Source organism: Fluviicoccus sp. (genome assembly GCF_030646115.1).
Taxonomy (GTDB): Bacteria; Pseudomonadota; Gammaproteobacteria; order Pseudomonadales; family Moraxellaceae; genus Fluviicoccus.
This window is the reverse complement of the sequence record NZ_JAUSMX010000002.1, coordinates 260,022-286,356: the sequence shown is the minus strand read 5'-3', so window position 1 is coordinate 286,356 and position 26,335 is coordinate 260,022. Positions and strand designations below refer to the sequence as shown.

At 56.2% G+C, this 26,335-nt stretch carries 24 protein-coding genes; 10 read left to right on the top strand and 14 right to left on the bottom strand.

Annotated features, from left to right (window positions below):
* The first annotated feature begins 18 nt into the window (after positions 1-18).
* Positions 19-1,050 (top strand): RNA methyltransferase, encoded by a 1,032-nt coding sequence (locus Q7T36_RS01345; protein ID WP_304843194.1) that lies wholly within the window; start codon positions 19-21, stop codon positions 1,048-1,050.
* A gap of 114 nt (positions 1,051-1,164) precedes the next feature.
* Here Q7T36_RS01345 and Q7T36_RS01340 read toward each other — a convergent pair whose 3' ends face one another.
* The 5 genes from Q7T36_RS01340 to Q7T36_RS01320 form a co-directional block, all read right to left on the bottom strand.
* A complete protein-coding gene (locus tag Q7T36_RS01340; RefSeq protein ID WP_304843192.1) occupies positions 1,165-1,737 on the bottom strand; it encodes a hypothetical protein in 573 nt (190 codons plus the stop codon).
* 122 nt (positions 1,738-1,859) lie between these two features.
* Positions 1,860-2,804 carry a hypothetical protein gene (locus Q7T36_RS01335; protein WP_304843190.1) on the bottom strand — a complete coding sequence of 315 codons (945 nt, stop codon included), beginning with the start codon at positions 2,802-2,804 and terminating at the stop codon, positions 1,860-1,862.
* A gap of 339 nt (positions 2,805-3,143) precedes the next feature.
* Positions 3,144-4,346, bottom strand: a complete 1,203-nt coding sequence (locus Q7T36_RS01330) for an IS91 family transposase (protein ID WP_304843188.1) — start codon at positions 4,344-4,346, stop codon at positions 3,144-3,146.
* 17 nt (positions 4,347-4,363) lie between these two features.
* Positions 4,364-5,245 carry a site-specific integrase gene (locus Q7T36_RS01325; protein WP_304843186.1) on the bottom strand — a complete coding sequence of 294 codons (882 nt, stop codon included), beginning with the start codon at positions 5,243-5,245 and terminating at the stop codon, positions 4,364-4,366.
* Positions 5,246-5,558: 313 nt separating this feature from the next.
* Positions 5,559-6,170 (bottom strand): TetR/AcrR family transcriptional regulator, encoded by a 612-nt coding sequence (locus Q7T36_RS01320; protein ID WP_304843184.1) that lies wholly within the window; start codon positions 6,168-6,170, stop codon positions 5,559-5,561.
* 90 nt (positions 6,171-6,260) lie between these two features.
* On the opposite strand from Q7T36_RS01320, the gene Q7T36_RS01315 reads away from it, so the two are divergent.
* Both Q7T36_RS01315 and Q7T36_RS01310 read left to right on the top strand, forming a co-directional pair.
* Positions 6,261-6,800 (top strand): DUF4334 domain-containing protein, encoded by a 540-nt coding sequence (locus Q7T36_RS01315; RefSeq protein ID WP_304843182.1) that lies wholly within the window; start codon positions 6,261-6,263, stop codon positions 6,798-6,800.
* A gap of 39 nt (positions 6,801-6,839) precedes the next feature.
* Positions 6,840-7,286: a PaaI family thioesterase gene (locus Q7T36_RS01310; protein WP_304843180.1), complete on the top strand. Its 447-nt coding sequence runs from the start codon at positions 6,840-6,842 to the stop codon at positions 7,284-7,286.
* 157 nt (positions 7,287-7,443) lie between these two features.
* On the opposite strand, the gene metG is transcribed toward Q7T36_RS01310, so the two are convergent.
* The gene (gene metG, locus Q7T36_RS01305; protein ID WP_304843178.1) at positions 7,444-9,495 is read right to left on the bottom strand and encodes a methionine--tRNA ligase; all 2,052 of its coding nucleotides are present in this window, start codon (positions 9,493-9,495) and stop codon (positions 7,444-7,446) included.
* Positions 9,496-9,589: 94 nt separating this feature from the next.
* Between metG and apbC the strand changes: the two genes are divergently transcribed.
* On the top strand, positions 9,590-10,663 hold the full coding sequence (apbC, locus tag Q7T36_RS01300) for an iron-sulfur cluster carrier protein ApbC (RefSeq protein ID WP_304843176.1): 1,074 nt from the start codon (positions 9,590-9,592) through the stop codon (positions 10,661-10,663).
* Positions 10,664-10,690: 27 nt separating this feature from the next.
* On the top strand, positions 10,691-11,257 hold the full coding sequence (gene dcd / locus Q7T36_RS01295) for a dCTP deaminase (RefSeq protein WP_304843174.1): 567 nt from the start codon (positions 10,691-10,693) through the stop codon (positions 11,255-11,257).
* A gap of 66 nt (positions 11,258-11,323) precedes the next feature.
* Here the strand turns inward: dcd and Q7T36_RS01290 are convergent, their stop codons facing one another.
* The 6 genes from Q7T36_RS01290 to Q7T36_RS01265 form a co-directional block, all read right to left on the bottom strand.
* Positions 11,324-11,956 carry a DUF2057 family protein gene (locus Q7T36_RS01290; protein WP_304843172.1) on the bottom strand — a complete coding sequence of 211 codons (633 nt, stop codon included), beginning with the start codon at positions 11,954-11,956 and terminating at the stop codon, positions 11,324-11,326.
* A complete protein-coding gene (locus Q7T36_RS01285; protein WP_304843170.1) occupies positions 11,953-14,829 on the bottom strand; it encodes a CSLREA domain-containing protein in 2,877 nt (958 codons plus the stop codon). Before Q7T36_RS01285 ends, Q7T36_RS01290 begins: the two co-directional genes overlap by 4 nt.
* A gap of 5 nt (positions 14,830-14,834) precedes the next feature.
* On the bottom strand, positions 14,835-16,877 hold the full coding sequence (locus Q7T36_RS01280; RefSeq protein ID WP_304843168.1) for a hypothetical protein: 2,043 nt from the start codon (positions 16,875-16,877) through the stop codon (positions 14,835-14,837).
* A gap of 189 nt (positions 16,878-17,066) precedes the next feature.
* The gene (locus Q7T36_RS01275) at positions 17,067-17,864 is read right to left on the bottom strand and encodes a MerR family transcriptional regulator (RefSeq protein ID WP_304843166.1); all 798 of its coding nucleotides are present in this window, start codon (positions 17,862-17,864) and stop codon (positions 17,067-17,069) included.
* Positions 17,865-17,912: 48 nt separating this feature from the next.
* On the bottom strand, positions 17,913-19,016 hold the full coding sequence (locus Q7T36_RS01270; protein WP_304843164.1) for an AI-2E family transporter: 1,104 nt from the start codon (positions 19,014-19,016) through the stop codon (positions 17,913-17,915).
* Between the two features lie 25 nt (positions 19,017-19,041).
* Positions 19,042-19,926 (bottom strand): hypothetical protein, encoded by an 885-nt coding sequence (locus Q7T36_RS01265; protein WP_304843162.1) that lies wholly within the window; start codon positions 19,924-19,926, stop codon positions 19,042-19,044.
* Positions 19,927-20,083: 157 nt separating this feature from the next.
* On the opposite strand from Q7T36_RS01265, the gene purM reads away from it, so the two are divergent.
* From purM to Q7T36_RS01250, 3 genes are read left to right on the top strand one after another with little or no spacing between them, the layout of a single operon-like run.
* Entirely contained in the window at positions 20,084-21,130 is a 1,047-nt protein-coding gene (purM, locus tag Q7T36_RS01260) for a phosphoribosylformylglycinamidine cyclo-ligase (protein ID WP_304843583.1), read from the top strand.
* A gap of 9 nt (positions 21,131-21,139) precedes the next feature.
* Positions 21,140-21,775 (top strand): phosphoribosylglycinamide formyltransferase, encoded by a 636-nt coding sequence (gene purN, locus Q7T36_RS01255; RefSeq protein WP_304843159.1) that lies wholly within the window; start codon positions 21,140-21,142, stop codon positions 21,773-21,775.
* A gap of 13 nt (positions 21,776-21,788) precedes the next feature.
* Complete coding sequence (locus tag Q7T36_RS01250; protein ID WP_304843157.1) at positions 21,789-22,529, top strand: DUF3108 domain-containing protein; 741 nt, start codon at positions 21,789-21,791, stop codon at positions 22,527-22,529.
* Here Q7T36_RS01250 and Q7T36_RS01245 read toward each other — a convergent pair.
* Complete coding sequence (locus Q7T36_RS01245) at positions 22,459-22,803, bottom strand: DUF2069 domain-containing protein (protein WP_304843155.1); 345 nt, start codon at positions 22,801-22,803, stop codon at positions 22,459-22,461. The genes Q7T36_RS01250 and Q7T36_RS01245 overlap by 71 nt on opposite strands.
* Positions 22,800-23,390, bottom strand: coding sequence for an NAD(P)H:quinone oxidoreductase (gene wrbA / locus Q7T36_RS01240; RefSeq protein ID WP_304843153.1), 591 nt, complete (start codon positions 23,388-23,390; stop codon positions 22,800-22,802). The genes Q7T36_RS01245 and wrbA overlap by 4 nt, the downstream gene beginning before the upstream one ends.
* A gap of 48 nt (positions 23,391-23,438) precedes the next feature.
* Here wrbA and Q7T36_RS01235 point away from each other — a divergent pair, with 48 nt between their 5' ends.
* Positions 23,439-24,665, top strand: coding sequence for a YihY family inner membrane protein (locus Q7T36_RS01235; RefSeq protein ID WP_304843151.1), 1,227 nt, complete (start codon positions 23,439-23,441; stop codon positions 24,663-24,665).
* 66 nt (positions 24,666-24,731) lie between these two features.
* Positions 24,732-26,243 (top strand): fumarate hydratase, encoded by a 1,512-nt coding sequence (locus tag Q7T36_RS01230; protein ID WP_304843149.1) that lies wholly within the window; start codon positions 24,732-24,734, stop codon positions 26,241-26,243.
* Positions 26,244-26,335: the final 92 nt, after the last annotated feature.

Genomic DNA, 26,335 nt, shown 5'->3' with positions numbered 1-26,335 from the left:
GTGATAGCATTCGCGCCCATGCGCCTCTCCGACTTCCACCAACGCCTCGCCGATCTCGGCGCTTTGCCCGTCCACCGTGACCGGGTGCTGCGCGCCTGGCTGCAGGGCAGGCCGCTCAATACCGGCACCCGCCGCCACCCCAACGAACACTTCCTGCCGCTGGCCGTGCGCAACGCCTTGCCGCAACTCACCAGCGAACTCGACCACCTTGTCCGCATCCGCTCCGAACACCCCGGTGCAGATGGTTCGGCGCGTCTGCTGGTCGATTTGGCGGACGGTCAAATGGTGGAAAGCGTGTTGTTGCCGCGTGACGGACTTTGTGTCTCTTCCCAAGTGGGCTGTGCGGTCGGTTGCCGTTTCTGCATGACCGGCAAGAGCGGTCTTTTGCGGCAGGTCAGCAGTATGGAAATCCTGGCGCAGGTGGTTCTGGCCCGGCGCATGCGGCCGGTGAAGAAAGTGGTGTTCATGGGGATGGGTGAGCCTGCGCACAATCTGGACAATGTGCTGGAAGCGATTGATGTGCTGGGTACGGACGGGGGCATCGGCCACAAGAATCTGGTGTTTTCGACGGTGGGTGATATGCGTGTGTTTGAGCGCCTGCCGCAGCTGCGGGTGAAGCCGGCGCTGGCGCTTTCCCTGCATACGACCAAGCCGGAGTTGCGTGAGTATCTGCTGCCGAAGGCTCCCCGGATTGCGCCGGAGGAGTTGATGGCGTTGTGTGAGCGTTATGCTCGGCTGACCGGTTATCCGATTCAGGTGCAGTGGACGCTGCTGAAGGGGGTTAATGATGGTCAAGATGAGCTGGATGAAATTTTGCGTATTTTCAAGGGGAAATATGCGGTTCTTAATGTGATTCCTTTTAACAGTCTGGAGGGGGATGATTATGAGCGGCCGGATGGGGATCGGATTGTTGAGATTGTTCGGTATCTGCATGGACGGGGGGTGCTGACGAAGGTGCGGAATAGTGCGGGGCAGGATGTGGAGGGTGGGTGTGGGCAGTTGAGGGCGAGGGCGGTGGAGGTGGTTAATATCGACCGGTTGAGAGGTTAGTTCAGTGCCAAAAAAGCCATTATTTGCTGCTTGAAAAAGGGTTTTTTTACAGTCGGAACGTTGGAATTTAGGGGCGGATTTGGCGCAGCAAAATTCGTCCCACTCGAATGAGTTTTAGAAATTTTGCGAAATATCGTTTATAAAAGATTCGGACTCAAGATATTTGGTAATTTCCTTTATCTCATCTTGGAATGATTTGGAGATGTTATTAAGAAACTCAATTTCATGAATTATTCTTGCGTTCTGCTGGTCTAGTTCTGCACATAACCTAATACAATCATTTTTTGATGTGTGGTCAAACGTTTCAGCTAACAAATGGACTAGAATATTTCGCTCTTGGACAAGTATAAGGATATCTTTACGACGATCGGAACTTAGCGTGACATCTTCTATTCTAAATGATGTAGTAATGGAGATCGTCTCGGGATTGACCTTGGTGTCTTGCTCAGGAAATTTTGAGAAAAGCAATTTTCGGTGATTTTCAGCAAGCCAGCCCATGGGTTGGGGGCGTGTACTTGATTTTTTTTGACGAACTACTGCTTCTCCATTAATTATCTCGACGGTTACATCTGAGATGTTAATTTGAGATTTCCATAACATCTCTACCCTTTGGTAATTCAATAGGTTTCTTCCTATTTTTCGAAGGGTATTTGTTAGGGTGTTCTGATAATCGTCTTCAGCATTCATAATTTCAACTACCCGCGTAAGGCGCAAGCACCCTACAACAAAATAAACAAAAACTCAGTAATCACTGAATTCAAAAAATTGCACAATAATTGGCTGGGTGCTTGTCGCACTTGACGCGCAAGTTAGGCAATTTGCACACCTTCGACTTGAGCGACAAACAATATATCTTGCTCTTCATTAAGAGGAGTTTCTTCACGAATTCTTGTTGTTGCACCATCTTGAATACCTAATTCTTTCCAAACTAGGGCAGGCAGATTCCTAAATACTGCTGGATTATCATTTATGTTAGCTATAGCACCAATAACTCTATAGCTTTTATTCCACTCAAGAGCCCAAAACCACTCGCCGTCATCGGCACTCCTTTTTCTTATTATTACTTTGAAAAAGCCATTTGCTGTTTCAATATTGGCATAGCATGGAAATTTACAAACTCTGCTCATTATTTCAATTAAATGGGGATTACCCCAATCGGCATGATTATATAAGCCAAAAAAGTGAAAAAAATCATGACTTAACAGTGTAGTGCCTGTTGCTGTAAGCGGATTATGCGAAGTAATAAGTGAAAAAATTCCCTGTATATGTCTAAACGCAAGTAATTCAAAATATGTAGGCTCAACTTGAGGTGGGCTAGAAAGGCCAAATGTAATATTACTACGGCCAAAACCACCAGCTATTGTAAGATTATCGTCAGAGTCCTTAATTAAGACTCCTTGTTTGTTTGGATAATAATCGTTTGCTGCTTTTCGGTTAGCAATATCATTATATATCTGAGAGTCTCGTCTAGCAGGGCTGTTATACAAAGATACTGTAGATATATGGCGTTCAATATTTGATTTTTCATTGTTACAGTCTTCGCATGCCCTGAAGATAAAGTTAAATAATGTTCCATCACCAAATGCACCTGTTGGAACAAATTCTCTTCCAACTAAATGCTCTTTATTTGAGCTAATAGTCGCTCCTACTCCAACTAAACGACCACAATAAAGGCAATACTGATTAGACTTCGATACAGCCTGATTAAACCAAGTCACAGGTTGCTTAATTCTATAGCGAAAAATTCCATTCATTAACAAAAGCCTAACGAATAGCGTTTATCCATCGCGCCAAGCAGCCGGTTGGAGTCGATACACCTGAACGCGGTGGATAAACCATGTTGGACTGAACCGCCGGGCCGGGCCTTCCATCTGGAGATTAGTACCTTTTCCGCCGGTGTCCTGTCAAGCCACGATGCCTGTGGCGCAGGGGTTTTGCCTTCCAAGCCCCGCTGTTGCCGCGCCGATGCACGCTCGGGGACGAACCGACCTGATGTATCACCACCCCTTCGGCTCTTCCATCCGTTTTCAGCCAAGCCGACTCCCGAAGACCGCACTCTCCAAGCCTGATGGTCGCTGGATATCGACTCCTGATCATGGCGGCCCCCGGCAAAGTGCTGCCTTGGCCGGACACAGCGCTGGGTGCGGTCTGAACACCGCCGACCGGTCCGGGGCCAGAAACGCCACGACCCCCATCGTGCCTTCCCCGCAGGCCTTGCAACGATGGATATCCACCAGTGCCACCCGGCTCATGAAGTCAGCGGCTTCCTCCATCGCCACCGGCGACGGCGTGGGGGTATTCAAGGCCAGACGCGCCCGCTCCAGATCGTGCTTTTTGCAGGCTGCCGACAGCACCCCGTAATGCCGTATCCGCTTGAAGCCCGGCGGCAGCACATGCTGCAGGAAGCGGCCGGTGAACTCCACACCCGGTACCCGGATCACCCGCTTGCCCCCGGCGTGATTGTCGCGCACCCGCAGCAGCACCGTATCGCCCCGGATAGCGACAATACGCTCGTTCGAGATGGCCGTGCGATGCGTGTAGCGTGACAGGTATTGCAGCACTTCGGCCGGGCCGCCCATCGGGGTTTTGGCATAAACCACCCAGGCATGGCGCAGCAATCGCCGTCGCCTTGCTGACCGTTCCGCCGCTGTCGCCGCCGGATCGTTCGGAAGCGTGCCCGCCTTCAAGGCCGCATCCAGCGCCGCCATGAACCGCGCCCGGAACACGGCAGACAAGGCCCGCACCGGGAACAGGAAGCGCGGGTCGCGCTTCGGGGTCAACCAGTGCCCGGCCGCATCCAGCCCGCCGCAGGCCATCAGGCCGTGGACATGTACATGCCGCCGCAGGTCCTGCGCCCAGGTGTGCAGCACCAGCGAGAACAGCGGTTGCGCCCCCAGCCAGCGCGGATTGCGGGCGAAGTCGGTCAACACCGAAGCGACCACCGTCATCAGCGTGGTGTAGAGCCAGCGGTCATGACAGGCCGCCAGCCCGTTCAGTGCATGCGGCAGGGTAAAGACCAGATGCGTGTAAGGCACAGGCAGCAGTTCTGTCATGCGCTGCCGTGTCCAAGCCTCCTTGGCGCGGGACTGGCAGGAGGGGCAATGCCGGTTGCGGCAGGAGTGGTAGACAAAGCGCAGGTGTCCGCAGGCGTCACAGGCCTCGCAATGGCCGCCCAGGGCGGCGGTGCGGCAGTCGAGCACGGCGCGCATCACCCGGGCTTGCTGGGAGGAAACGCCATGCGCGGCCAGCCAGTCGGCGGCAAAGGACCGGAAGACCTCGGCGAGCGAAGCGGACATGAGGGTAGCGAGGTGAATCAGGACGTTGAAGGACGTGCGCCGGGCAAGGCCGCGAGCAGGTCAAAGGGCGACAGGTGCTTGCGGGGTGGCTGCCATTGCATCGACACCAGATGCAGGTAACGGCCGGTGGTAGACAGGTCTTTGTGTCCCATCAAGGTCTGGATAGTCACCAGATCGACACTGGACTCCAGCAGGTGGGTGGCAAAACAATGGCGCAGGGTGTGGATGCCGCCGGTCTTGCGGATGTGCGCGGCTGTCCGGGCTTGGTTATAACGGCGTTGTGCGGTCTTGATGTCGATAGGAGCGTTTCCGCCGGGATTGGGAAACAACCAGAGCCGGGGTTTGTTGTGTCGCCAGTATTCACGCAGGGCGGCCAGCAGGGTGGGCGCCAGCAGCGTGTAGCGATCCTGGCCGCCCTTACCGTGCCGGACACGAAGGCATAAACGGTCAGGGGCGCTGTCAATATCGGCAATCTGGAGGGTGCAGGCTTCGGAGACCCGGAGTCCGGCGGCATAGATGGTCATCAGCAAGGTTCGGTCGGCCAGACCACGCGCCGCCGCCAACAGCGCGGCGACTTCGGTCCGGGCCAGAATCTCGGGCTGGCGCTGCGGCGTCTTGGCCATGGGAATGTTGAAGCTGGCACGATCCAGGCCGAGCACGGTGTTATAGAAGAGGCGGCAGGCGCTGGCGGCCTGATTGACGGTGCTGAAGGACAGCTTGCGGTCTTTGGCAAGGTGGAGCAGCCAGGCTTCGACCTGAGCGGATGACAGGGAGTCAGGGCTGACGCGGTAATAGCGGGTGAGTTTGGTGATGGCTTCGAGGTAGGACTGACGGGTGCGGTCGGCCAGACCACGGACAAGCATGGCGTTGTCCATGCGCAAACGCAGGGCGGTCGTCATGATGAGTCTCCGGATGACGGGAGGGATTTCCCATCTTCCAGTGAAGACCCGATGTGGCTGATACGGAGGAAAACGATGACGAAACAGGCAGAAAAGCCACCGCGAAGCGGTTTAGTTCAACTTTGATATCTACACCGAATTTGGTGCTTGTATTTTCCAGAAAAGGTGTTTATTTCTGGAGTTTTTGTGGCAAGCCACTGATTTACATGCATTTTAACTTAGCATGAAAGGGAAGCTGCGACAATTCGTACCCTTAATTCGCCCCATTCCAACTGTAACAACACATTGCCGCCCCGCGAAAAAAACGCGCCCATCACCCCTCAATCATCCCCTTTTCCAACACCCCCACAATCATATCCGCCAACACCGCCACCAACTCCCGATCCCGAATCACCGGACTGCCCTCACACAAATGCCGCGCCACCGTCGCCATCGCCCCGTTCAACAGCACATACAACCGGATATGCAAATCCTCAATCGGATAAGTCCGGAAATGCTGCCGGAAATACGTCGTGCATAACTGCAGCAAATGCTGCTCAATCACCGCCATCGACCGCTGCAGCGACAACCGGCTCCAATGCCGCGACAACTCCATGAACACCGGATTGCTCCGTAACGTCTCCAGCGTAAACAGGATAGAAGCCTCCGCAATGTCACGCATCGACAAGGCCTGCAGGTCAAAACCCGAGGCATGCTGCACCAGCATCTGCAACAAATCCTGCGTCAACTGGTCCTGCAAGGCCTCAATCATCTCCTCCTTATTACCGAAATAATGGTACAGCGAAGCAATGTTGACCCCCGCTTCCTCGGCAATATGATTGGTCGTGGCATATTCCAGCCCGCGCGCCACAATCACCTTGCCGGTAGCGTCAATCAGCTTGTCCACCATCTCCCGGGAACGCAGTTGCTGGGGCTTGCGGCGCATACTCAATCCAAATGCCAGTTGAAGTTAAGTAAATACTTGCATTATGGTCAGGCACAGTCAAGCCAAACCCATCTTGAAGAGGAGTGACGCATGCCGAGTTTTGAGCAGGCCCTGAAACAGGGGAAGGTTGGAACAGAACAAGCGCTGGAGCTGTTCGACAGCCTGGAAGGGGTGGATATCGACTTCATGCACGGCCGCTGGCGTGGCGCGGATTTTCCCACCGATCACGTCATGGACGGTTTGCTGGAGCGCTACGGCTGGTATGGCAAGGAGTTCATCGATGCGGACCACGTTCATCCGCTGGTCTTTACCGGCGTTGGCGGCAAGCGCTATAGCGTCAACCCGTCGCTGATGCCCATCGGTCTGGCGCACCATGTGCCGGACGCCCTCAACAACCTCGCCGGACGTATTTTCCCGTGGCTGAAGCCGCTGTTCAGCACTCGCCAAACCGCCGCCAGACTGCGCCTGACTTCCTTCCGGGGCAAGGTCAGCGCCGCCATGATCTACGACCGCCAACCCATCCAGGATGTATTCCGCCGCGTGGATGCCGATACCCTGCTGGGGGTGATGGATTTCAAGGGGATGAAGCAACCGTATTTCTTCGTCCTGCGCCGCGACACCCAAGGCTGATCCGCCGGGTGCAAGCCTGTTTACTGAGAGACTGACACCATGCAAATGATGACGACCCTGAAGCCGGATGTGGAGCAATCCAGCACCCTGGTAGCCCGCAGCGGATTGAAAGTGCTGGAAATGAAACGCGGCTATGTGAAGTGTCTGATGCCACTGGAAGCCAATAGCTGCAATGAAGGCCTCATGCCAACCGGTGCGCTGTTCATGCTGATTGAAGCTTCGGGGAAGGCGATTTTCCTGTCCAGTTTCAATACGGAACGCTTCGAGTCTTTCCTGAAGAATACCGAATTGAAGATTGAACAAACGGCCGCCAGTGAGGTCACGCTGGAAGTGCGTTTGAAGGAGACGGTGATTTCCCAGGTGACGGCCAAGGCCGAGATTTCCGGACGTGGGGATTATGTGCTGGAAGGAGTGCTGCGGGATGAAGACGACAATGTCATCGCCCGTTATCAGGTCGGGTATCAGGTGACGCCTTTGAGGCAGTAGCGGTAGGGACGAAAAAAGGGGCGAGTAATAAACTTGCCCCCCTTGGGCATTGCAGTCCATACCCCGTTGGGGCGCATCGAATGCGCCCTCGTGAACGAACAGGACGCCGTGTTCTGCATAGAGGGCGCAAGCGTTGCGCCCCAACGCCCTTAATCCTTTATTTTACCTTCATTCCCGGTGTCGCACCGTCATCCGGCGTCAGCAGGAAAATATCGCCGCCGCCGGGTCCGGCAGCCAGCACCATCCCTTCCGACATAACAAACTTCATCTTGCGCGGGGCCAGGTTGGCCACCATCACCGTCAGGCGGCCAATCAGGTCTTCAGGCTTGTAGGCCGACTTGATACCGGCAAACACCGTGCGTTGTTCATTGCCCAGATCCAGCGTCAGCTTCAGCAGCTTGGCGGCTTCAGGAATGTGTTCGGCGTTCACGATCTTCGCCACCCGCAAATCCACCTTCACGAAGTCATCAATGGTGATGGTCGGTGCCAGGGCTTCAATCTCGGCGGCAGGCTTGGCTTCCGCCTTGGCGGGAGCGGCTACGGTAGCCGTCAGGTTTTCCTTCGAGGCATCTACCATCGCCTGTACCTTGTCCTTTTCCACACGCGTCATCAGCGGGGTGAAGGCGTTGATGCGGTGGCCTAGCATCAGGTTGTAACGGCTTTCCCAGTTCAGGCTGGCCAGGTCCAGGAAGGCGCGGCTGGATTCGGCAATGCCGGGCAGAATCGGGGCCAGATAGACAATCAGTTGCCGATACAGGTTCAGGCCGACGGAGCAAACCGCTTGCACTTCTTCACGGTTGGCCGGGTCCTTGGCCAGCGCCCAGGGCTTCTTCTCGTCGATGTACTGGTTGGCCTTGTCTGCCAGCGCCATGATTTCGCGGATGGCACGGCCGAAATCGCGGGCTTCGTAATGTTCGGCAATGCCGTCACCGGAAGCGATGAACTCGGCCAGCAACTCTTCTTCGACGCACTGGGCAGACAGCGTGCTGTCAAACTGCTTGTTGATGAACCCGGCGCAACGGCTGGCAATGTTCACCACCTTGCCCACCAGATCGCTGTTCACCTTCAGCGTGAAGTCTTCCAGATTCAGGTCAATGTCTTCCACCGAACCCGACAGCTTGCTGGCGAAGTAATAGCGCAGGTATTCCGGATTCTGCAGGTGATCCAGATAGGTACGCCCCTTGATGAAGGTGCCGCGCGACTTCGACATCTTGTGGCCGTTGACGGTCAGGAAGCCGTGGGCGAACACGCCGCTGGGCTTGCGGAAGTTCGCGCCGTGCAGCATGGCCGGCCAGAACAGCGCGTGGAAATAGACAATGTCCTTGCCGATGAAGTGGTAGACCTCGGTCTTGCTTTCCGCGCCGGGAGCCCAGTAATCGTCAAAGTTCAGACCCTGCTTGCCGCAGAGGTTCTTGAAGCTGGCCATATAGCCGATGGGCGCATCCAGCCACACGTAGAAATACTTACCCGGAGCATCGGGAATTTCAAAACCGAAATAGGGCGCATCGCGGGAAATATCCCAGTCGTTGAGGCCGCTTTCAAACCATTCGGCCAGCTTGTTGGCGACTTCGGTTTGCAGGCCGCCGGCGCGGGTCCATTCCTTCAGCATGGCTTCGAAATCGGGCAGCTTGAAGAAGTAGTGCAGCGATTCTTTCTCAACGGGCGTTGCGCCGGAAATGGTGGAATAGGGGTTCTTCAGCTCGGTCGGGGCATAGGTGGCGCCGCAGACTTCGCAGGAGTCGCCGTACTGGTCCTTGGCGTTGCACTTCGGGCAGTCGCCCTTGATAAAACGGTCGGCCAGGAACAGGCTCTTTTCCGGGTCGAACAGCTGCCGCACCGGACGGGTGGCGATATGGCCGCCTTCACGGTTGCGCAGGTAGATGGTTTCACTGAACTCGCGGTTTTCCGGCGAGTGCGTGGAATGGTAGTTGTCGAAGGTAATCAGGAAGTCGGCGAAGTCGCGTTGGTGATCGGCTTTGACGGTGGCGATCTGTTCTTCCGGAGTCACGCCGTTCTGTTCCGCCTTGAGCATGATGGCGGTGCCGTGCGCATCGTCGGCGCAGACATAATGGCATTCATGGCCGCGTGATTTCTGGAACCGCACCCAGATATCGGTCTGGATGTATTCCACCAGATGGCCGAGGTGAATGGGGCCGTTGGCATAGGGCAGGGCGCTGGTGACCAGCAGGCGGCGGGCAGTCGTGCTCATGGGCAGGGGGCGTCCGGATGAAAATTTGAAGGTCGCTACTATAGCGCAAAATGGGGTAGCATACGCAGCCTGTCTTTTGCCTCCGGAGTCCTTCATGTCCCTGTCCCGCAAGCACCTTGAATCCGCACTCAGCCGCCAGGTCGATCCCTGGATGGGCAAGGATTTGCTGGCCTTGACAGAAAGCATGGACATCGACGGCGATCTGGTCAGCATTCAACTGGCCATGCCTTATCCCTTTGCCGGTTGCGTGGATGAACTGCGTGATCTGGTGGTGCAAACCCTGACCGATGCCGGCGCCGGTCGCATTGCCTACGATTTCATTCTGAAGGTGCCGCGCAGCAAGCCCACCAACAATGTTGAATCCGTGCCGCCCATCAAGAACGTGATTGTGGTGGCGTCGGGTAAGGGCGGCGTCGGCAAGTCCACCACCGCCGTCAATCTGGCGCTGGCGCTGGCCGCCGAGGGCGCGCGCGTGGGCATTCTCGATGCCGACATCTACGGTCCCAGCATTCCCACCATGCTCGGCCTGTTCAACCAGCGTCCGGAAATCCGCAACGAGGCATTTGTGCCGATGCAGGCTTTCGGCTTGCAGGCCATGTCCATCGGTTTCCTGATTGATGACAACAACCCGGTGGTGTGGCGCGGTCCGAAAGTCACCGGGGCGCTGCTGCAGTTGTTCGGGCAAACCGCCTGGCAGGACCTGGACTATCTGGTCATCGACATGCCGCCCGGCACCGGTGACATCCAGCTGACGCTGGCGCAGCGTATTCCTGTTTCCGGGGCTGTCATCGTCAGCACGCCGCAGGACATCGCGCTGCTGGACGCCAAGAAGGGCATTGAGATGTTCCGCAAGGTCAGCATTGACGTGCTGGGTGTGGTCGAAAACATGGCGCTGCATGTATGCTCGAACTGCGGCCATAGTGAAGCCATTTTCGGAGAAGGCGGCGGTGAGCGTATTGCCCGTGAGTACCAGACCGAACTGCTGGGTCAATTGCCGCTGGACAAGAGCATCCGTGAACAGACGGACAACGGCAAACCCACGGTGGTGGCCGATCCGGATGGTCCGCTGGCCATGCATTACCGTAACATTGCCCGTCGTATCGCGGTCAAGCTGGCGCAACACGAAGTGGTGCCCACCAATCGCATCGGCTTTTTCACTCCCAAATAATTTCAGGCATTCAACGGAAGCGCACTCATGACGATCAAAGCAGACAAGTGGATTCGCCGCATGGCCGAACAGCACGACATGATCAGCCCCTTCGAACCCGGCCAGGTGCGTGTGGCAGGTGGCGAGAAGATCATTTCCTACGGTGTTTCCAGCTACGGTTATGATGTGCGATGCTCCCGCGAGTTCAAGGTCTTCACCAACGTCTTCGGCGCCACGGTGGACCCGAAGAACTTCGATGAAAAGAGCTTTGTCGATATCCATTCCGATATCTGCATCATTCCGCCCAATTCCTTTGCGCTGGCCCGCACGGTGGAATACTTCAAGATTCCGCGTAACGTGCTGACCATTTGCCTGGGCAAGTCGACATACGCACGCTGCGGCATCATCGTCAACGTCACGCCGCTGGAGCCGGAGTGGGAAGGGCATGTGACGCTGGAGTTCTCCAACACCACCAATTTGCCCGCGAAGATTTATGCTAACGAAGGTGTGGCGCAGATGCTGTTCTTTGAATCCGATGAAGTCTGCGAAACCTCCTACAAGGATCGCGGCGGCAAGTATCAGGGCCAAACCGGGGTGACCTTGCCCAAGGCCTGATTCTGCTCACCTTGAAAACAACAAAGGGGCCATATTGGCCCCTTTGTTGTTTGGCAAAACAATGGCTTATTTGGCGGCGGCCTGGGCTGCCAGCCAGGCGGCAAACGCCTGCTTTTCGGCGGGAGTGGCATTCAGCCACAAGGTCTTCAGCGACTCCAGCCTTCCATTGGCTCCGGTGGTGTCGTCATTGGTCGCGGTTTGGAAGGCCTTGCTCATGGTATCCACCAGCGACGCCTGGCCCAGTGACTTGACCAGAATGCCGGAGCGGCTTTCGCCTGAAGCGCTATCTACCAGTCGGATATCGGGATTCTTGGCGAAGGCAACCGCCGCATCGTGACGTTTTGGCGGATTGACGGTGAAGGTGTAGTGTTTACCGGCTTCAGCCGTAAACCGGAAGGCGATAGGGGCTGATTTAATAATGTCATGGTCGTCAGCCCCCAACTGGAAAAGCTGGGTATAACGCACACTGACAACATGTTCCCCCGGCGTCAACTCCAGTGTTCTGGCGCGGGAACCAAACATGGCCCCTAACTGCTCGTCACCATCCACGCTGAGAATCTGGATGATTTCGGGGGAGGAAACGCGGGCAACGGATTGGGTTTTCAATGCGGCATCTGTTGCCGTTGAAAGGCTGGGGAGGGCTGCACCCAACCCCAGCATCAGTGACAACAGTAATGGCTTGACTTGCATAACTCTCATTTCTTGACCTGGCGGCGTTGATAACGGCGGAACGCCATCATACCCAACGCACCAAGAGAGAGCCAGCCGAAGGATCCGCCCCCCCCCTCACCGTCAGCCGGAGCCGAGTTGATGATCTTCACAGTCGCCGGTTGAGAGCCAGCAAGATCCCGGTCCAGGACACTGTAGGTAAACTGGTCGGAGAATGGAGACAGGCTGTTGTCGGGATGGTAGGTCAGCTTTCCACCAAAACATTTTTTTCCATTGATAGAGTTGTTATTGGGGCACAGACCTTCGGCTTCACCGGTGAGATAACCCAGTTCAGGCTCGGTTTCAATCTGGATATTCAGCGCCTTGGCGGGATTTTCATCGGCCAAGCTGAACAGTGAGCCGAAAACACCGTCACCCTTGTCATCGTCATTGGCCAAAACATCAATGACCACCGAGGAAGCCCCTTGCTGAAGGGACACGGTATCGTCCCCTGCGTTAGGCGGATTATTGACTATCTGCAAGGTGAGCTTGGCTACATTGGACGTGAGTGCCGTGGCTTCATCCCTGACTTGGTAAGTACACTTCAGATCCACATTCGCCGGGGTGACTTCATTGGACTTATAGAACAGCAAGTCCTGTGTTGCAGGGGTGTTTCCCAGTCGCACCACGTTAGTCGCAAGATCACTCAGCAGAGATTTGCGCAGCATGATGGATGTTGTCTCAGTATTCATGGCCGCTGCTGTGGTATAGGCGATGACAGCATCAGCCAGCCCGACGACTTCGTTGACACTGTCCTCATCAAGCTTGGGATAGTTTTTGGAAATAAAGGCCATCCGGATCTGGTTGCTGCGAACTATTTTCGCGTCCAGATCGTTAAACGTTTCCAGCTTGGCTTTTGCCAAGGCTGAATTATTGGCACTCAGGGCCAACTGAAACTCGGACTGGGCAGTATCACGAGCCTGATTTTCAAAGCTGATCATTTCTTCAGCCAGCGCCTGCAAGGCGTTGATGCCATCAATATCAAGTTTGTCAGTCTTCAATTGATTCCTGGCGGCTGTCAATTTTGCCGCAACGGCCGCATTGGAAACTTTTTCCGCCTTGGCAAGCAGTTCATCTATCAACTCAGCGGAGTCTTTCTTGGGCGTGGTTTTCCGGAGTTTTTCAAGTGCAGTAGCCAGCTTGGTCTTGACAGTTTCCTGAAGTCTGCGTTTGTCGGCATCGGCGACCGGCGGTACTTTAGTTGCAATCACGACGGCCTGATCAATGACATCGCTGACGGTGCCGACGGAGTCCAGTACTGAGCAGGCAACTGTGCCCGGTATGGCAATCAGGCTGACTTTCCGAACTGGTCGCACCAGCGGCGCAGGGACTGCTAACAGTGAGGATGCAGTTGGCCACTTCATGTCAGGGCTGCTAAGGGTACCCGCAGACCAGATCCCGCCACTGAATGTTTCTGAGGGGGCATCGTTGTCCAGCAAGTTGGCCAAAATAGCCCGATTGGAGCCAATACTGTTCTTGATTCGCAGATCTTCTGCTGCCAACAGTTGCCGGCGCTCAACAGCACCACGTTCGCAAGTCATATTGGCGTTACGGGGGGCTCCGCGCTGGTCCAGGACTTCCGGGCACAGCTCACCACTGGCAGCTTTGTCCAGAACGTATTTAGATGTCAGTCTGGGAAGGTAATTCGGTGTCAGGCCGCCATAATTACCCAAGGCCTCCAGTTCATTGGCTAACGTGGCGTCGGCCAGTCCGTCCAGAACTATGTTACGGGTTCCTGCCTGCTTGGTGTCAAAGGCACAGCCCTCAAGGCTGTTGTAATCCCCGGCAAGAGCCGTTTCAAACAAGGCGTTGGTGTCTTTGCAGCCAGCACCACTATTGAAAGCAATCACCGAGCTGTTAAGGGATAAGGATTGAAGATTGCTATAGGTGATTACCGGCGCAGGTCCGTTTTCAGCAGCTGTGACAAATTGAAAAGCAACGGATGAAGAGTAGCCGACTTGATCAACCATGCGGATAACACCACCGCCGTTGAGCGTCACTTTAATAATCTTGTTGTCTTTGTCTAACTTCTCCACGTCCACTGTATTGCTGACTAAATTCCGGGCGATGGTAGAAGCGGTGATATTGACAGTTAGGTTACCACAGCCATCAATAACACTGATGTTATTGCCATCACCATTGCCGATAATTGACATTTGGTTGAATTCAATGGTGCGTGCGGCAAACAACAGGTTGTCCATGCAGGACATGCCAATGGCCGAACCAATCTTGGCTTGGTTGTTTTCGTACGAAGACAGGGTTGAATTCAATGAGGCTTTGACGCCGGACAAATAAATGGCACCGCCGGCTTCCGTCGCCCGGTTGTTGCGGATATACACCTTGTCCAGACTGACGGAGCCGCCGGCCAGGATGGCGCCGCCGCGGTCAGCGACCCCGTTGCGGATAATCAGGTTACCCAGAACCAGAGCCGAGGCATTGGTCGTGGTGTCAAAAATCCGAACGGCGTTCTGACCGTCAATCACTGTGGTTGGCGGATTGACCTTGGGACGATTATTGGTCAGAGGGTTGTCCGAGCCATAGTCATTATTGTCAATGCCGACAATCTTGATTTCACGTGTTGCAAGCAAGGGACCGTGTGCAGCGTCGGCTTTCAGCCGGTACTCACCATTCTGCAATTGGATGGTGTTCTGCAAATAACGATTGCCAATGGAGCAGCCCCCAAACGGGGTGAGATCGTTATTGGCCTTGATGGCCTCACGCAAGGAGCAGGCAGATTGGTTTTCGCCATTCTCATCTTCAAAAGTGGTCACTTTGACGATGGTTACGATATTATTGCTGGAGGCGGGCAGGGCAGTAACACCCGCCACCAGAATTGCCAGCCATAGGGGATTAAGCCTGATCATTGTTATTATCCTCTTTTAACCCGGCGGCGGGAGATGGCCAGCCCTGCCAGCATAATCAACCCGGACCAGCCGAAAGCACCGCCGGCAAAAGTCTTGGATTGGAAGGTATTGTCCGGTTCGGCCACGACCGTGACCTCCATGGTCAATGTCCGGTTATTGATGGCATTACTGAACCGGCTCAGGGTGGTGACAACCGAATAATTGAACTTGTCCCGGCCATGATATGAGTCAATCGGGGTATAAATCACTTCACGGGTCACTTTGTCAAAACTGAGACGGCCCCGGACCGGGGATTTGGTAATGGTGGGGCAGCCGTCAATTTCCGGATGGTAGTTACTGTTGGCGGGAACAATGATCGGGCATTTTTCCGATGGCAGCAATTCTCCGTCGCCGATTTTCTCCAGCATGCTGAACCTGACTGTATCTCCGGATTTCACATCCTTGCCTTGTGTGGCCTGATTCAGGGATACCAGCTCCACCGCGCCAATATCACACAGTTGTGTTGTCACACCGCGCTGGTCTACGGGGGCACAACCTTCGGTGGATGATACATCGCCAGGCGCCATGCCTTTATTGATGATGGGGGATTCCAATATATCTGTGTAAGAGGCCAGCATGCGGGGCAGGTGCGACTTTGCCTTTCCGCCGTTGGCATTGAGCGGGCAGAGCAGACCGACCGCCGGTGGGAGATCACATTTGTCATCGGAATTTGCATCTGCAATCAGGGTTTCCGCCCCCACACCGCTGATTTGCAGATTCTTGTCCGCCGCCAGACCCATGGGGCAACCGTTCATGAACAGGTTGAAGCGGAATTTGGTCAGCACGCCTTCATTGATACAGTCATTACCGGAGTTTCCCGCGATAATGGAGTTGGTGACATCCAGATTCAGGTTGTTGAAGTTGATTCCGGCGTCATTCAGCACCACCGTCAGATTAAGCAGTTTAAGCTCTGCGGGAACCTGAATCGCAACGCCGGCATTACCTGAAAAAGTACTGGAAATGACAAAGGGTCCGCCATTCGGGCCGAATGCATCCGTAAAAACACCTTTGACAACCCGGAAGACTGCATTGCTGCCATTTGTGCTGGTGTTGGCTGTAAACGCAGAGCGCTGAACCTGCACACCTGGCTCCAAGCTATACAGGGCGGCGCCATCTGCCGCCCTGTTTTTTTCAAAAGTGGAGTCCAGCAGCCTTACCGTGCCGTAATCGGCGAGATACAACCCACCACCCATACCAGAGGCGTTACCGTCACGAATGGTGACACCGGTAGTTTCCAGGTTTTCACGGTTATAAATGACACCGCCGTTGACATCGCAAACTTTGGGAGCTGCCGGATCATGGTTGCAACCGGAGATGATCAGGTCGCTCAACAACACCAGAATCCGGGATTTCTGGTCAGCAATTCCGTCATCCAGATTGAAAGCCCGAAAATCACCCTGCACCTGAATGGTCGGTGTGACTTCAATCACGGTTGGATCGGTGCTGTCCGCGCTGTCATCGCGTTGAATGGTCATGGAGTCAGAGACCGTGATTGGCCTCAGTTTGATCTGAAAGGGGGTAGGCTTGGCCGGGTCCGGAGACAGATCGCTTTTCAGGGATATGATATCGGCTTCTGACGCGGCACCTGGAGTACAGCCATAAATCTGCAGGCCGGTCACCTGGCTGAGAATGGCCTTTTTGGACTCTTCTAGAACGGCGACTTGGGCATTCAAGTCCGCCACTTCACCGTCTATACGCTTGATTTCGCCTTCCAGACGTGCTTTATCCGCACCGGTGGCGCCTTCCAGTTGGGTTTCATAAATTTTCTTATCAGACTCCAGACTCTTGATTCGGGCAGTCTTGAAGGTAATGGGAGTCTCTACGAAGGGCAGGCTTTTCAGGATCAGATTTTTGTTGTGGACGTAACTGACGGCCTCGCGAAGGGAGCAATTCTTGTTGATCAGATTGTCTTCATCTTCGATGGTGTTGACCAGCAATGCGTCGGCATGACCGATGGCAGAAACGAGGGCAAGCAGAGCTGCAATGGATGCACCCTGAATTCTTGACATGCTGGTGTTCTCCTGATTCAAAGCGTGTGTTTTTGTTATGCGTCCGTATTCTAGTGAGGGAGCGCGATCTTGTCTTATGCTTTTCTGTGACATTCGGGAGGAATGTCAGGGTGTCCGACTCTACGCCTCAGGCAAACCGCATGCCGGGTTGCCGACAGGGAATTATGCCCGAGACTACCGCCTTGAACACTATTTTTTTTCTTCACGCATATGCGTCATCACGGCGACCAGACGTTCACTCAGGTGGTCATTGATGGCTTTTTCCATGGCCCGGCCAACTTCGGCGGCAATGGCTATGTCGGCAATGGGTCGCAAGCGCCAAACCAGATTGGTCAGTTTCTCCACATCTTCAGGTGGCGGCAGCCTGTCTTTCCCGTAGGGGTCAAAAACCAGCCGTACAATCAGCTTGACCAGTTCATCCGCAACATATTCCACGTTGTCGCGGACACCTTCGATGATGCTGAGCAGCTCGCCCAGCGGCAGGCCTTCCTGCACCAGCTGGATGCCGGCGTTGAGCAGGCGCGGGCTGGGTACACGCAGTCGGGAGTCGTCCGGGGTGATTTCGATCATGCCCAATCGCGCCGCCTGCAGTATTTCATCCTGGGTCACGCTTGGCCCGAAATCCTTGAGCAGTTGCAGGATGTCATAATACGTTGGGGTATCATCCGACCACGGGGTGGTAATGGCGTTTTCGAGTCCCAGCAGCTGGCGCAGGTCATGGCCGCTTTCCCAGGCTGCAATCAGTTCGGAAATGTTGGCGATGCTGTAACCGCGTGAAAGCAGTTGCCCGATGACCCGAAGCCGCGCCAGGTGGGCGTCGGTATAAATGCCGGTGCGTCCACGACGTTCGGGCGGCGGCAGAATGCCCTTGTCCTGATAGGCGCGAACATTCCGCACGGTGGTGCCGGCGGTTCGGGCCAGATCATCAATAGTGTATTCCTCGGGGGGGCGGGGATGAGGGTAGCTATTGTTTTCTGTATCGGTCATTACTAGAGTCCAGGAGTATTTCCGCCGCTGTCAGGGCGGCGGTCAAGCTCAGAGGTCCGGTTCTTCACCAGAGGCGGGTTCCGCCGTTCCGGTGCGCTGGTAGAAATCGCTGCTGCGATACCTGTCATGAGCATGGCGCAAGAGTACCATGATAATGGCGGCCACGGGCAGTGCCAAGAGCATGCCGACCAGACCGGCTAACTGGCCGCCGGCCATGATGGCGAAAATGACCATGACCGGCGGCAAACCGATCTTGTCGCCAATCAGGTATGGCTGCAACACCCAGCCCTCCAGTATCTGGCCGACCATGAATACCGCCCAAACCATCAGCAGCGGATCCAGTTTCAATCCGAACTGGAACAGCGCCGCCACTGAGGCAAAAATGATGCCGATGGTGAAACCCAGATACGGAATGATGCTGCCCAAGCCGGCCAGCAAGCCAATGAGAATGCCCAGTTTGATCCCGGCGATTTGCAGGCCGACGGCATAAATGACACCCAGCAGCAACATGACAATGAACTGTCCGCGCACGAAGGCGGAAAGCACTTCGTCACACTCGGCGGCAATACCGGAAACCCGCCGTTCGTGCTGAAGAGGAATCAGACCATGCAGGTTTTTCAGCAATTTATCCCAGTCCATCAGCAGATAAAACATGACTACAGGCACCAGCGCGATCAGCCCGAACAACGACAGGATATCCATGCTGGACTGCGCAACCCGGGTCAGGACGTTTCCGGCAGCCGAACCCGCTTCCTGCCAGTAGGACGAAAGCCATCCGGAAATCAGATCCATGTCCAGGCGGTCAAGATCAATGCGGAATGTTTTTTCCAACCAGGGAATGCCTTCCCGGTTAACCCAGCGCAGCAGGGCGGGCAGCCGGGACTCCAGATAAATGAACTGTCGCCACAGCACCGGCAATAGCAAGATTAGGAAGATGGTCACGGCCACCAGAAGGGTGCTGAAAACGGCTGTGACCGCCGTGCCCCGTTTCAGATTCCACAGCCGCATCAGCCGGTTGACCAGCGGATTGCAAAGATAGGCCAGTAAGGCGCCGGCCAGAAATGGCATCAGGATGGATTGCAAGGCCCAGACCAGCCAGCAGGCGGCAGCAGCGGCGGCCACCAGTGGCCAGCGGTTCATCGGATTGCTCATGAATCGGGTTCCTGTGAACTCTGGGTTATTGACCGGCGGATGCCGCCTGCCAGCGATACAAACCGGTGCGGCCGCTCAGTTGCCGGCCCATCAGGATCATTTCATCCAGCCCGTGATCGGCGAAGGGCTGCATGACCAGCGGCAGGTTTCCGGTTTTTTCCGGAACGGTGGCCGCAGACCCGGAATGGCAGGCAAAGGAAACCGCCTCGCCCTGAATCCGCAGCAGCCGGACTGACTGGCAAACCGTGCCCAACGCTGTTTCGGCCAGTTTGAAGGTGGCAAAGCCGTCAATTCCCTGAACCTCAACCAGAGCCGACTGCTTCAATCCCGGCCATTGCCATTGCAAGGCCATATTCTCCGCCCAGATATGCGGCAGGTACAGGCGACCGCTGCTGTCCAGTGATCCGGTGAGTGTGAAATCCGGCAATACCAATTGCCAGCGCATGGGATTGCTGCGCGACATCAGGACAACCCCGTCAATCCGCAACTTTGACAAGAGTTGCATCAGCGGCTTGCGGTCGGTTGCTGCTGTGCGCAGGGAGGCTTGAAATGCAGCGATATCATTATCTGTTAATGCCTGCTCCACCATGAGTCCGCGGCGGTCCAGTTCCTGGCGCAGGGAGGCATCGGGTTTAACCGCAACCGGTTTCTGTTCGGCAGCCGTCTCCAGCAGCCAAAGGCGGGCGCCGGGCCAAAGCCGGTAACCGGCCGCTAACGCCAACTGCTCCAGATTCCGGGGAGGTTCGGAGGAGGCCAGCGCCGCCTTGACGGCAGGCGTGTCAAATACCGTGACCGTACCGGTCATTCCCAGCAGGTCTTCCGCCCAGGGAGGGGAGGCGGCCTGGGCGCCAGCGGCAACCAACAGCCACATGGCGTACAAACGGGACGGGCGCAGGGTCAACAATGGCATTTTCCGGGTCCGTGTCAGCATGAAACGGCAACCTTAACGCATCCGCCGCCGCTTTTTCTACCTTCCATATACCGGATATCGCCAATATGACACGGCGGCCTAGAGGAATTGAGCCTGAAAAGGTAAAATGCGCGCCCATTGCCTGCCCCTTCTGGATATGACCATGAGCCAAACCCCTCCCTCCCTGAGCTACAAAGACGCCGGTGTTGACATTGAAGCCGGTGACAACCTGGTGGAACGCATCAAGGGTGTGGCGAAAAAGACCACCCGCAAGGAGGTGTTGGGCGGACTGGGCGGCTTCGGCGCGCTCTGTGAAATACCCGCCGGTTACCGTCAACCGGTGCTGGTTTCCGGCACTGATGGTGTCGGCACCAAGCTGAAACTGGCGTTGCAACTGAACCGGCACGAAAGCATCGGCATCGACTTGGTCGCCATGTGCGTCAATGACCTGGTGGTCTGCGGTGCAGAGCCGTTGTTCTTCCTCGATTACTATGCGACTGGCCGGCTGTCGGTTGAAACCGCTGCGACTGTGATTACCGGCATCGGCGAAGGCTGCCTGCAGGCCGGTTGCGCGCTGGTGGGGGGCGAAACTGCCGAAATGCCCGGCATGTACGAGGGTGAAGACTACGATCTGGCCGGTTTCTCGGTCGGTGTGGTCGAAAAGAGCGAAATCATTGATGGCAGCAAGGTCGCAGCCGGCGATGTGCTGATCGGCATCGCCGCCAGCGGTGTTCATTCCAATGGTTACTCGCTGGTGCGCAAGATTCTGGATGTGCGCCAGGCCGACCTGACCCAGGATCTGCAAGGCAAGAGCCTGGCTGACCGCCTGATGGCTCCGACTCGGATCTACATCAAGCCGATCCTGTCGCTGATCAAGGCCATGCCGGTGCACGCCATTGCCCACATTACCGGCGGCGGCCTGCCCGGCAACCTGCCGCGCGTGCTGCCCGAAGGTGCCGACGCCCGTGTGGATGAGTCTTCCTGGGAGTTGCCGGTTATTTTCAAATGGTTGCAGGAACAGGGCAACGTCGAACGTTTTGAAATGTACCGCACCTTTAATTGCGGCGTCGGCATGGTGGTGGTGGTGGCGGCCGATCGCGCCGAAGATGCCATTGCCCACCTGAAGGCGGCCGGTGAAGAAGCGTGGAAGCTGGGTGAGATCGTACCTTCGACCCACAGTGAACCGACGGTGGTGTTTGCCTGATTGTCTTCCATGAATATCGTGGTGCTGATTTCCGGTTCCGGCAGTAATCTGCAAGCCATCATGGATGCCTGTACCGGCGGTCAAATCGCCGGGCGGGTGGTCGGGGTGCTTTCCAACCGGGCTGACGCCTATGGCTTGGTTCGCGCCGCCGGAGCGGGCATCGCCACGGCGGTCATTGCCCACCGGGATTATGATAACCGTGAAGCCTTTGATGCCGCCATGCAGCAGCAGATTGATGCCTGGCAGCCGGATGTGGTGGTGCTGGCCGGATTCATGCGCATCCTGACCTCCGGCTTTGTCCGTCATTATGAAGGGCGGTTGCTGAACATTCATCCTTCGTTGTTGCCGCATTATAAGGGCTTGCATACGCACCGCCGGGTGCTGGCGGCGGGTGACCGGCTTCATGGTTGCTCGGTGCATTACGTCAATGCCGAGCTGGATGGCGGACCGGCGATTGTGCAGGGTGTGGTCACGGTGCATCCGCGTGATGATGAACAAACGCTTACGGAAAAGGTGCACAAGGTGGAGCATCGGCTTTATCCGCTGGTGTTAAGCTGGATGGCATCCGGCCGTCTGGTCTATCGTGAGGGGAAACCCTTGATCGATGGTGATGGCGCCGCCGGGCCGGTCAAACTTCTGTTCTGATAAAGGATTGCCGATGCGCGCTTTGCCGATTCTGTTGTTGGGCCTTGCCGGTGCGGCGATTGCCGAGCCCATTCCCTATACGGCCACCTACAAGGTCAATCTGGATAATCGTCTCAACGGGACGGCAACGGCGACGTTGTCGCGTCAGGGCAACCGCTTTCATTACGAGTTGCGGGCGACGGCCATGATGGCCAATTCACTGGAACAGACCGACTTCCTCATGGAAAACGGCCAGATCAAGTCTCTGGGCTATCAGAACCAACGTCAGGTATTGTTCCGCTCCCGCGCCAACCGGGTTGCCTTCGACTGGAAGAAACTGAGCGCCCATGCCGTACGCAACGGCAAGGAAAAGGACTACGCCATCAAGCCTGGCGCTCTGGACCCGTTGAATATGGATATCCAGATTCGCGAGGATCTGATGCGCACCGGGAAACTGGACGGCGTTTATTTACTGGCTGATCCCAAGGAATTTCACCCGGTCCGTTTTGAAATCATGGGAGGCGAAACGCTGAATACGCCGATAGGGGCGCTGGATACCCTCCGGGTCCGGCGTATTCATGCCAGTCCGGATCGTGATTCCCAGTTCTGGCTGGCCAAGTCCCTGGGTTATCTGACGGTCAAAGTGGTTCAAAATGATGACGGAGCCGTCTTCAAGCTGGACTTGACCGGCTATCAGCCCGCAATCAAGCCTGCGCCTTCCGCAACTTCCCCTGCCGCTTCACTTCCAGTTGCGAAACCACCAGCAGCACCGTAACCAGCACGGTTCCGACAATGCCCGAAACGCCTTCGACGCCGGGCTTGAAGCACAACATGGTGGTGTAGCCCATATAAAACAGCAGCAGCAGCGAGAAAGTCATCAGCTTGTCGGCATCCTTTTTCAGGATGAAGGGCAGAAAGGCCAAAAGCGGCAGCACCTTGACGGCCATGATCAGCGCAACAGCCCCCATGCCTTCCGGCCCGAACATCACCGTAGCGGCCATCAGCCAGACCAGTGTCAGGAAATACAAGGGATTCAATAGTCGGATCATGATTTGGCAGCCCAATTTGCAAGACGTTTGCCCAACGCCAGGCACAGCGCCTGTTCGTCGGAAGTGATGCTGCGGCTGCCGTCGGCGCCTGCCCAGTGGGAAGCACCGTAGGGTGTACCGCCGCTTTGCGTGGTATTGAGCCCGGCTTCACGGTAGGGAATGCCCAACATGACCATGCCATGGTGCAGCAGCGGCAGCATCATGGTCAGCAAGGTAGACTCCTGGCCGCCGTGCAGCGACGCTGTGGATGTAAAGACGGCTGCAGGTTTGTCACACAGCGCGCCGCTCAGCCACAGGTCGGAGGTGCCGTCGAGGAAATACTTGAGCGGCGCGGCCATGTTGCCGAAGCGGGTGGGGCTGCCCAAGGCCAGCCCGGCGCAACCCGCCAGATCCTCGGAAGAGCAATACAAGTCACCGGCTTCCGGGATGGCGGAAGCCGTGGCCTCACACACGGTAGATATGGCGGGCACCGTGCGCAAGCGGGCGCGCATACCGGTGGATTCCACGCCGCGCGCAATCAGTTTAGCCAGTTGGCGTGTGCTACCATGACGACTGTAGTACAACACCAGTACATAAGGTTCGGACATTGGCGTAAGCCTTTTGGAAAAACGCGATTCTAGCAAAACGAGACCGACATGCAGTGGCAGCGCCTGTATAAACGTTCCCTTTCCATGGCGAAATTCGTCATTCGCCGCTTTCTGCACGACGACTGCCGCAGCAATGCCGCGCAACTGACCTACACCACGCTGTTCGCCATTGTGCCGATGCTGACGGTGTTGTTTGCTGTTTTATCCGGAATTCCGTCGCTGCAAACCCTGAGTCAGGAAATCACCAACGTCATCTTCAACAATTTCCTGCCCGATACCGGGGTCAAGATCCAGACCTACCTCAACGATTTCGCCAAGCAGGCCTCTAATCTCACCGTCATTGGCGTGCTGATGCTGTTCGTGACTTCGCTGTTGATGCTGATGACTGTGGAGCGAGCCTTCAACCAGGTGTGGAAAGTGCGGCAACCGCGCCTGAGCCTGATTGCCTTCCTGCGCTATTGGGCGGTGCTGAGCCTGGGCCCGTTGCTGCTGGGCGTGGCGTTTACCGTCTCTTCCTACCTGACCTCGTTGCGCGTGATGAGCAATGCCGGTGAGTTGGTGGACAATGTATTTCCGGGCTTGCAGATCATGCCCGCGATTTTCACCACGCTGGCCTTCACCCTGCTGTATATCACGGTGCCCAACTGCAAGGTGCCGGTGAAGGCGGGATTCCAGGCGGGGCTGTTTGCGGCGATTCTGTTTGAGGCGGCAAAACGCCTGTTTGGTTTGTTTATTGCCAACTTCTCATCCTACCAGCTGGTATATGGCGCATTTGCCGCCTTCCCGATTTTCCTGATATGGATTTATGTATCCTGGATGATTGTGCTGCTGGGGGTGGAAGTCAGCCGCGCCCTGACACTGTACAAGGAACAGCATTTCAGCCACCGGCATCCGCTGTTGGCGCTGATGGACGTGTTGCAGTTATTCCACCGCCGGCAGCAGGCCGGGCATTCGGTTTCCGATGTGGAGGCCATGTCTATCCTGGGGCGCTATGAAGTGGAAACCTGGTCAGAAATGGCCAACCTGCTGCTGAGCCTGAACTACATCCAGAAAACCGAAATCGGTAATTACGTGCTGGTGCGTAATCTGGACCGGATCAGTTTCTGGGAGTTCTACCAGCATTTGCCCTGGCCCCTGCCGCGCCCTGAAGACCTGAAAACCCTGCATGACGACGACAACTGGGCGCGCGAACTGACCCCGCACCTGTTGCGCGTGCATGAAATGACCGGTGAGGAACTCAACCAGACGCTGGGACAGATTTTGTCCGTGGATTAGGTATAATTCCGCCACGATTTCTCACACTCACCCTTTCCGCCGGGAAGGGGATTCCGGAGCCCCACGATGACCGTGATCAAGCAAGACGACCTCATCCAGAGCGTTGCCGATGCCCTGCAATACATTTCCTATTACCACCCGCTGGATTTCATCCAGGCCGTGAACGAAGCCTACGAGCGTGAAGAAAATCAGGCCGCCAAGGACGCCATGGCGCAGATCCTGATCAATTCCCGGATGTGTGCTGAAGGCCATCGTCCCATTTGCCAGGATACCGGCATTGTCACGGTGTTTGTGAAAGTGGGCATGAACGTGAAGTGGGAATCGACCATGTCGGTGGACGACATGATCAACGAAGGCGTGCGTCGCGCCTACCTGAATCCGGACAACGTGTTGCGCGCCTCCATTCTGCGTGACCCCGCCGGCAAGCGCCAGAACACCAAGGACAACACCCCGGCGGTGATCCATTACAGCATTGTGCCCGGCGACACCGTGGACATCCAGATTGCCGCCAAGGGCGGTGGTTCGGAAAACAAGTCGAAGATGGCGATGCTCAACCCCTCCGACTCCATTGTGGACTGGGTGCTGAAGACCGTACCGACCATGGGCGCCGGCTGGTGCCCGCCCGGCATGCTGGGTATTGGCATTGGCGGCACGGCGGAAAAGGCGATGCTGCTGGCGAAAGAATCGTTGATGGACCCGGTGGATATCCATGAATTGCAGGCGCGTGGCCCGCAAAACCGCGTGGAAGAACTGCGTCTGGAGCTGTTCGAGAAGGTAAACGCGCTGGGCATTGGCGCACAGGGCTTGGGCGGCTTGACGACCGTGGTGGACGTGAAGATCCTGGATTATCCCACCCACGCCGCGTCGTTGCCGGTGGCGATGATTCCAAACTGCGCCGCCACCCGCCATGTGCATTTTGAACTGGACGGCTCCGGCCCGGCCGAGCTGACGCCGCCAAAGCTGGAAGACTGGCCGCAAGTGACCTGGGATTCCTCGACCGCGCGCCGGGTGAGTCTGGACAACATCAGCCATGACGAAATCAAGTCATGGAAGACCGGCGAAACCTTGTTGCTGAACGGCACCATCCTGACCGGCCGTGACGCCGCGCACAAGCGTATGGTGGACATGATTGCCAAAGGTGAGGAACTGCCGGTCGATTTGAAGGGCAAGTTCATTTATTACGTGGGCCCGGTTGATCCGGTGCGGGATGAAGTGGTGGGGCCTGCCGGTCCGACTACGGCGACGCGCATGGACAAGTTCACCGAGACGGTGCTGGCCAAGACCGGTCTGTACGGCATGATCGGCAAGTCGGAGCGTGGCCCGGTGGCGATTGAGGCCATCCGCAAGCATGAAGCCGTCTATTTGATGGCGGTGGGCGGCGCGGCGTACTTGGTGTCGAAGGCTATACGCAAGGCGCGGGTGGTTGCGTTTTCCGATCTGGGTATGGAAGCCATTTATGAGTTTGTGGTGGAAGATATGCCGGTGACAGTGGCGGTGGATGTGCTGGGTGAGTCGGTGCATGATACGGCGCCGAAGATCTGGCAGGCCAAGATCGGGAAGATTCCGGTCAAGGGCTGATTGGGGAAATGAGGCGGGGAGTTTAGCTCCCCGTTTCTCTGGCTTAGCCCCAATCCATTCGAGCTTTTGAAATGACAGATAAACATAGCCAT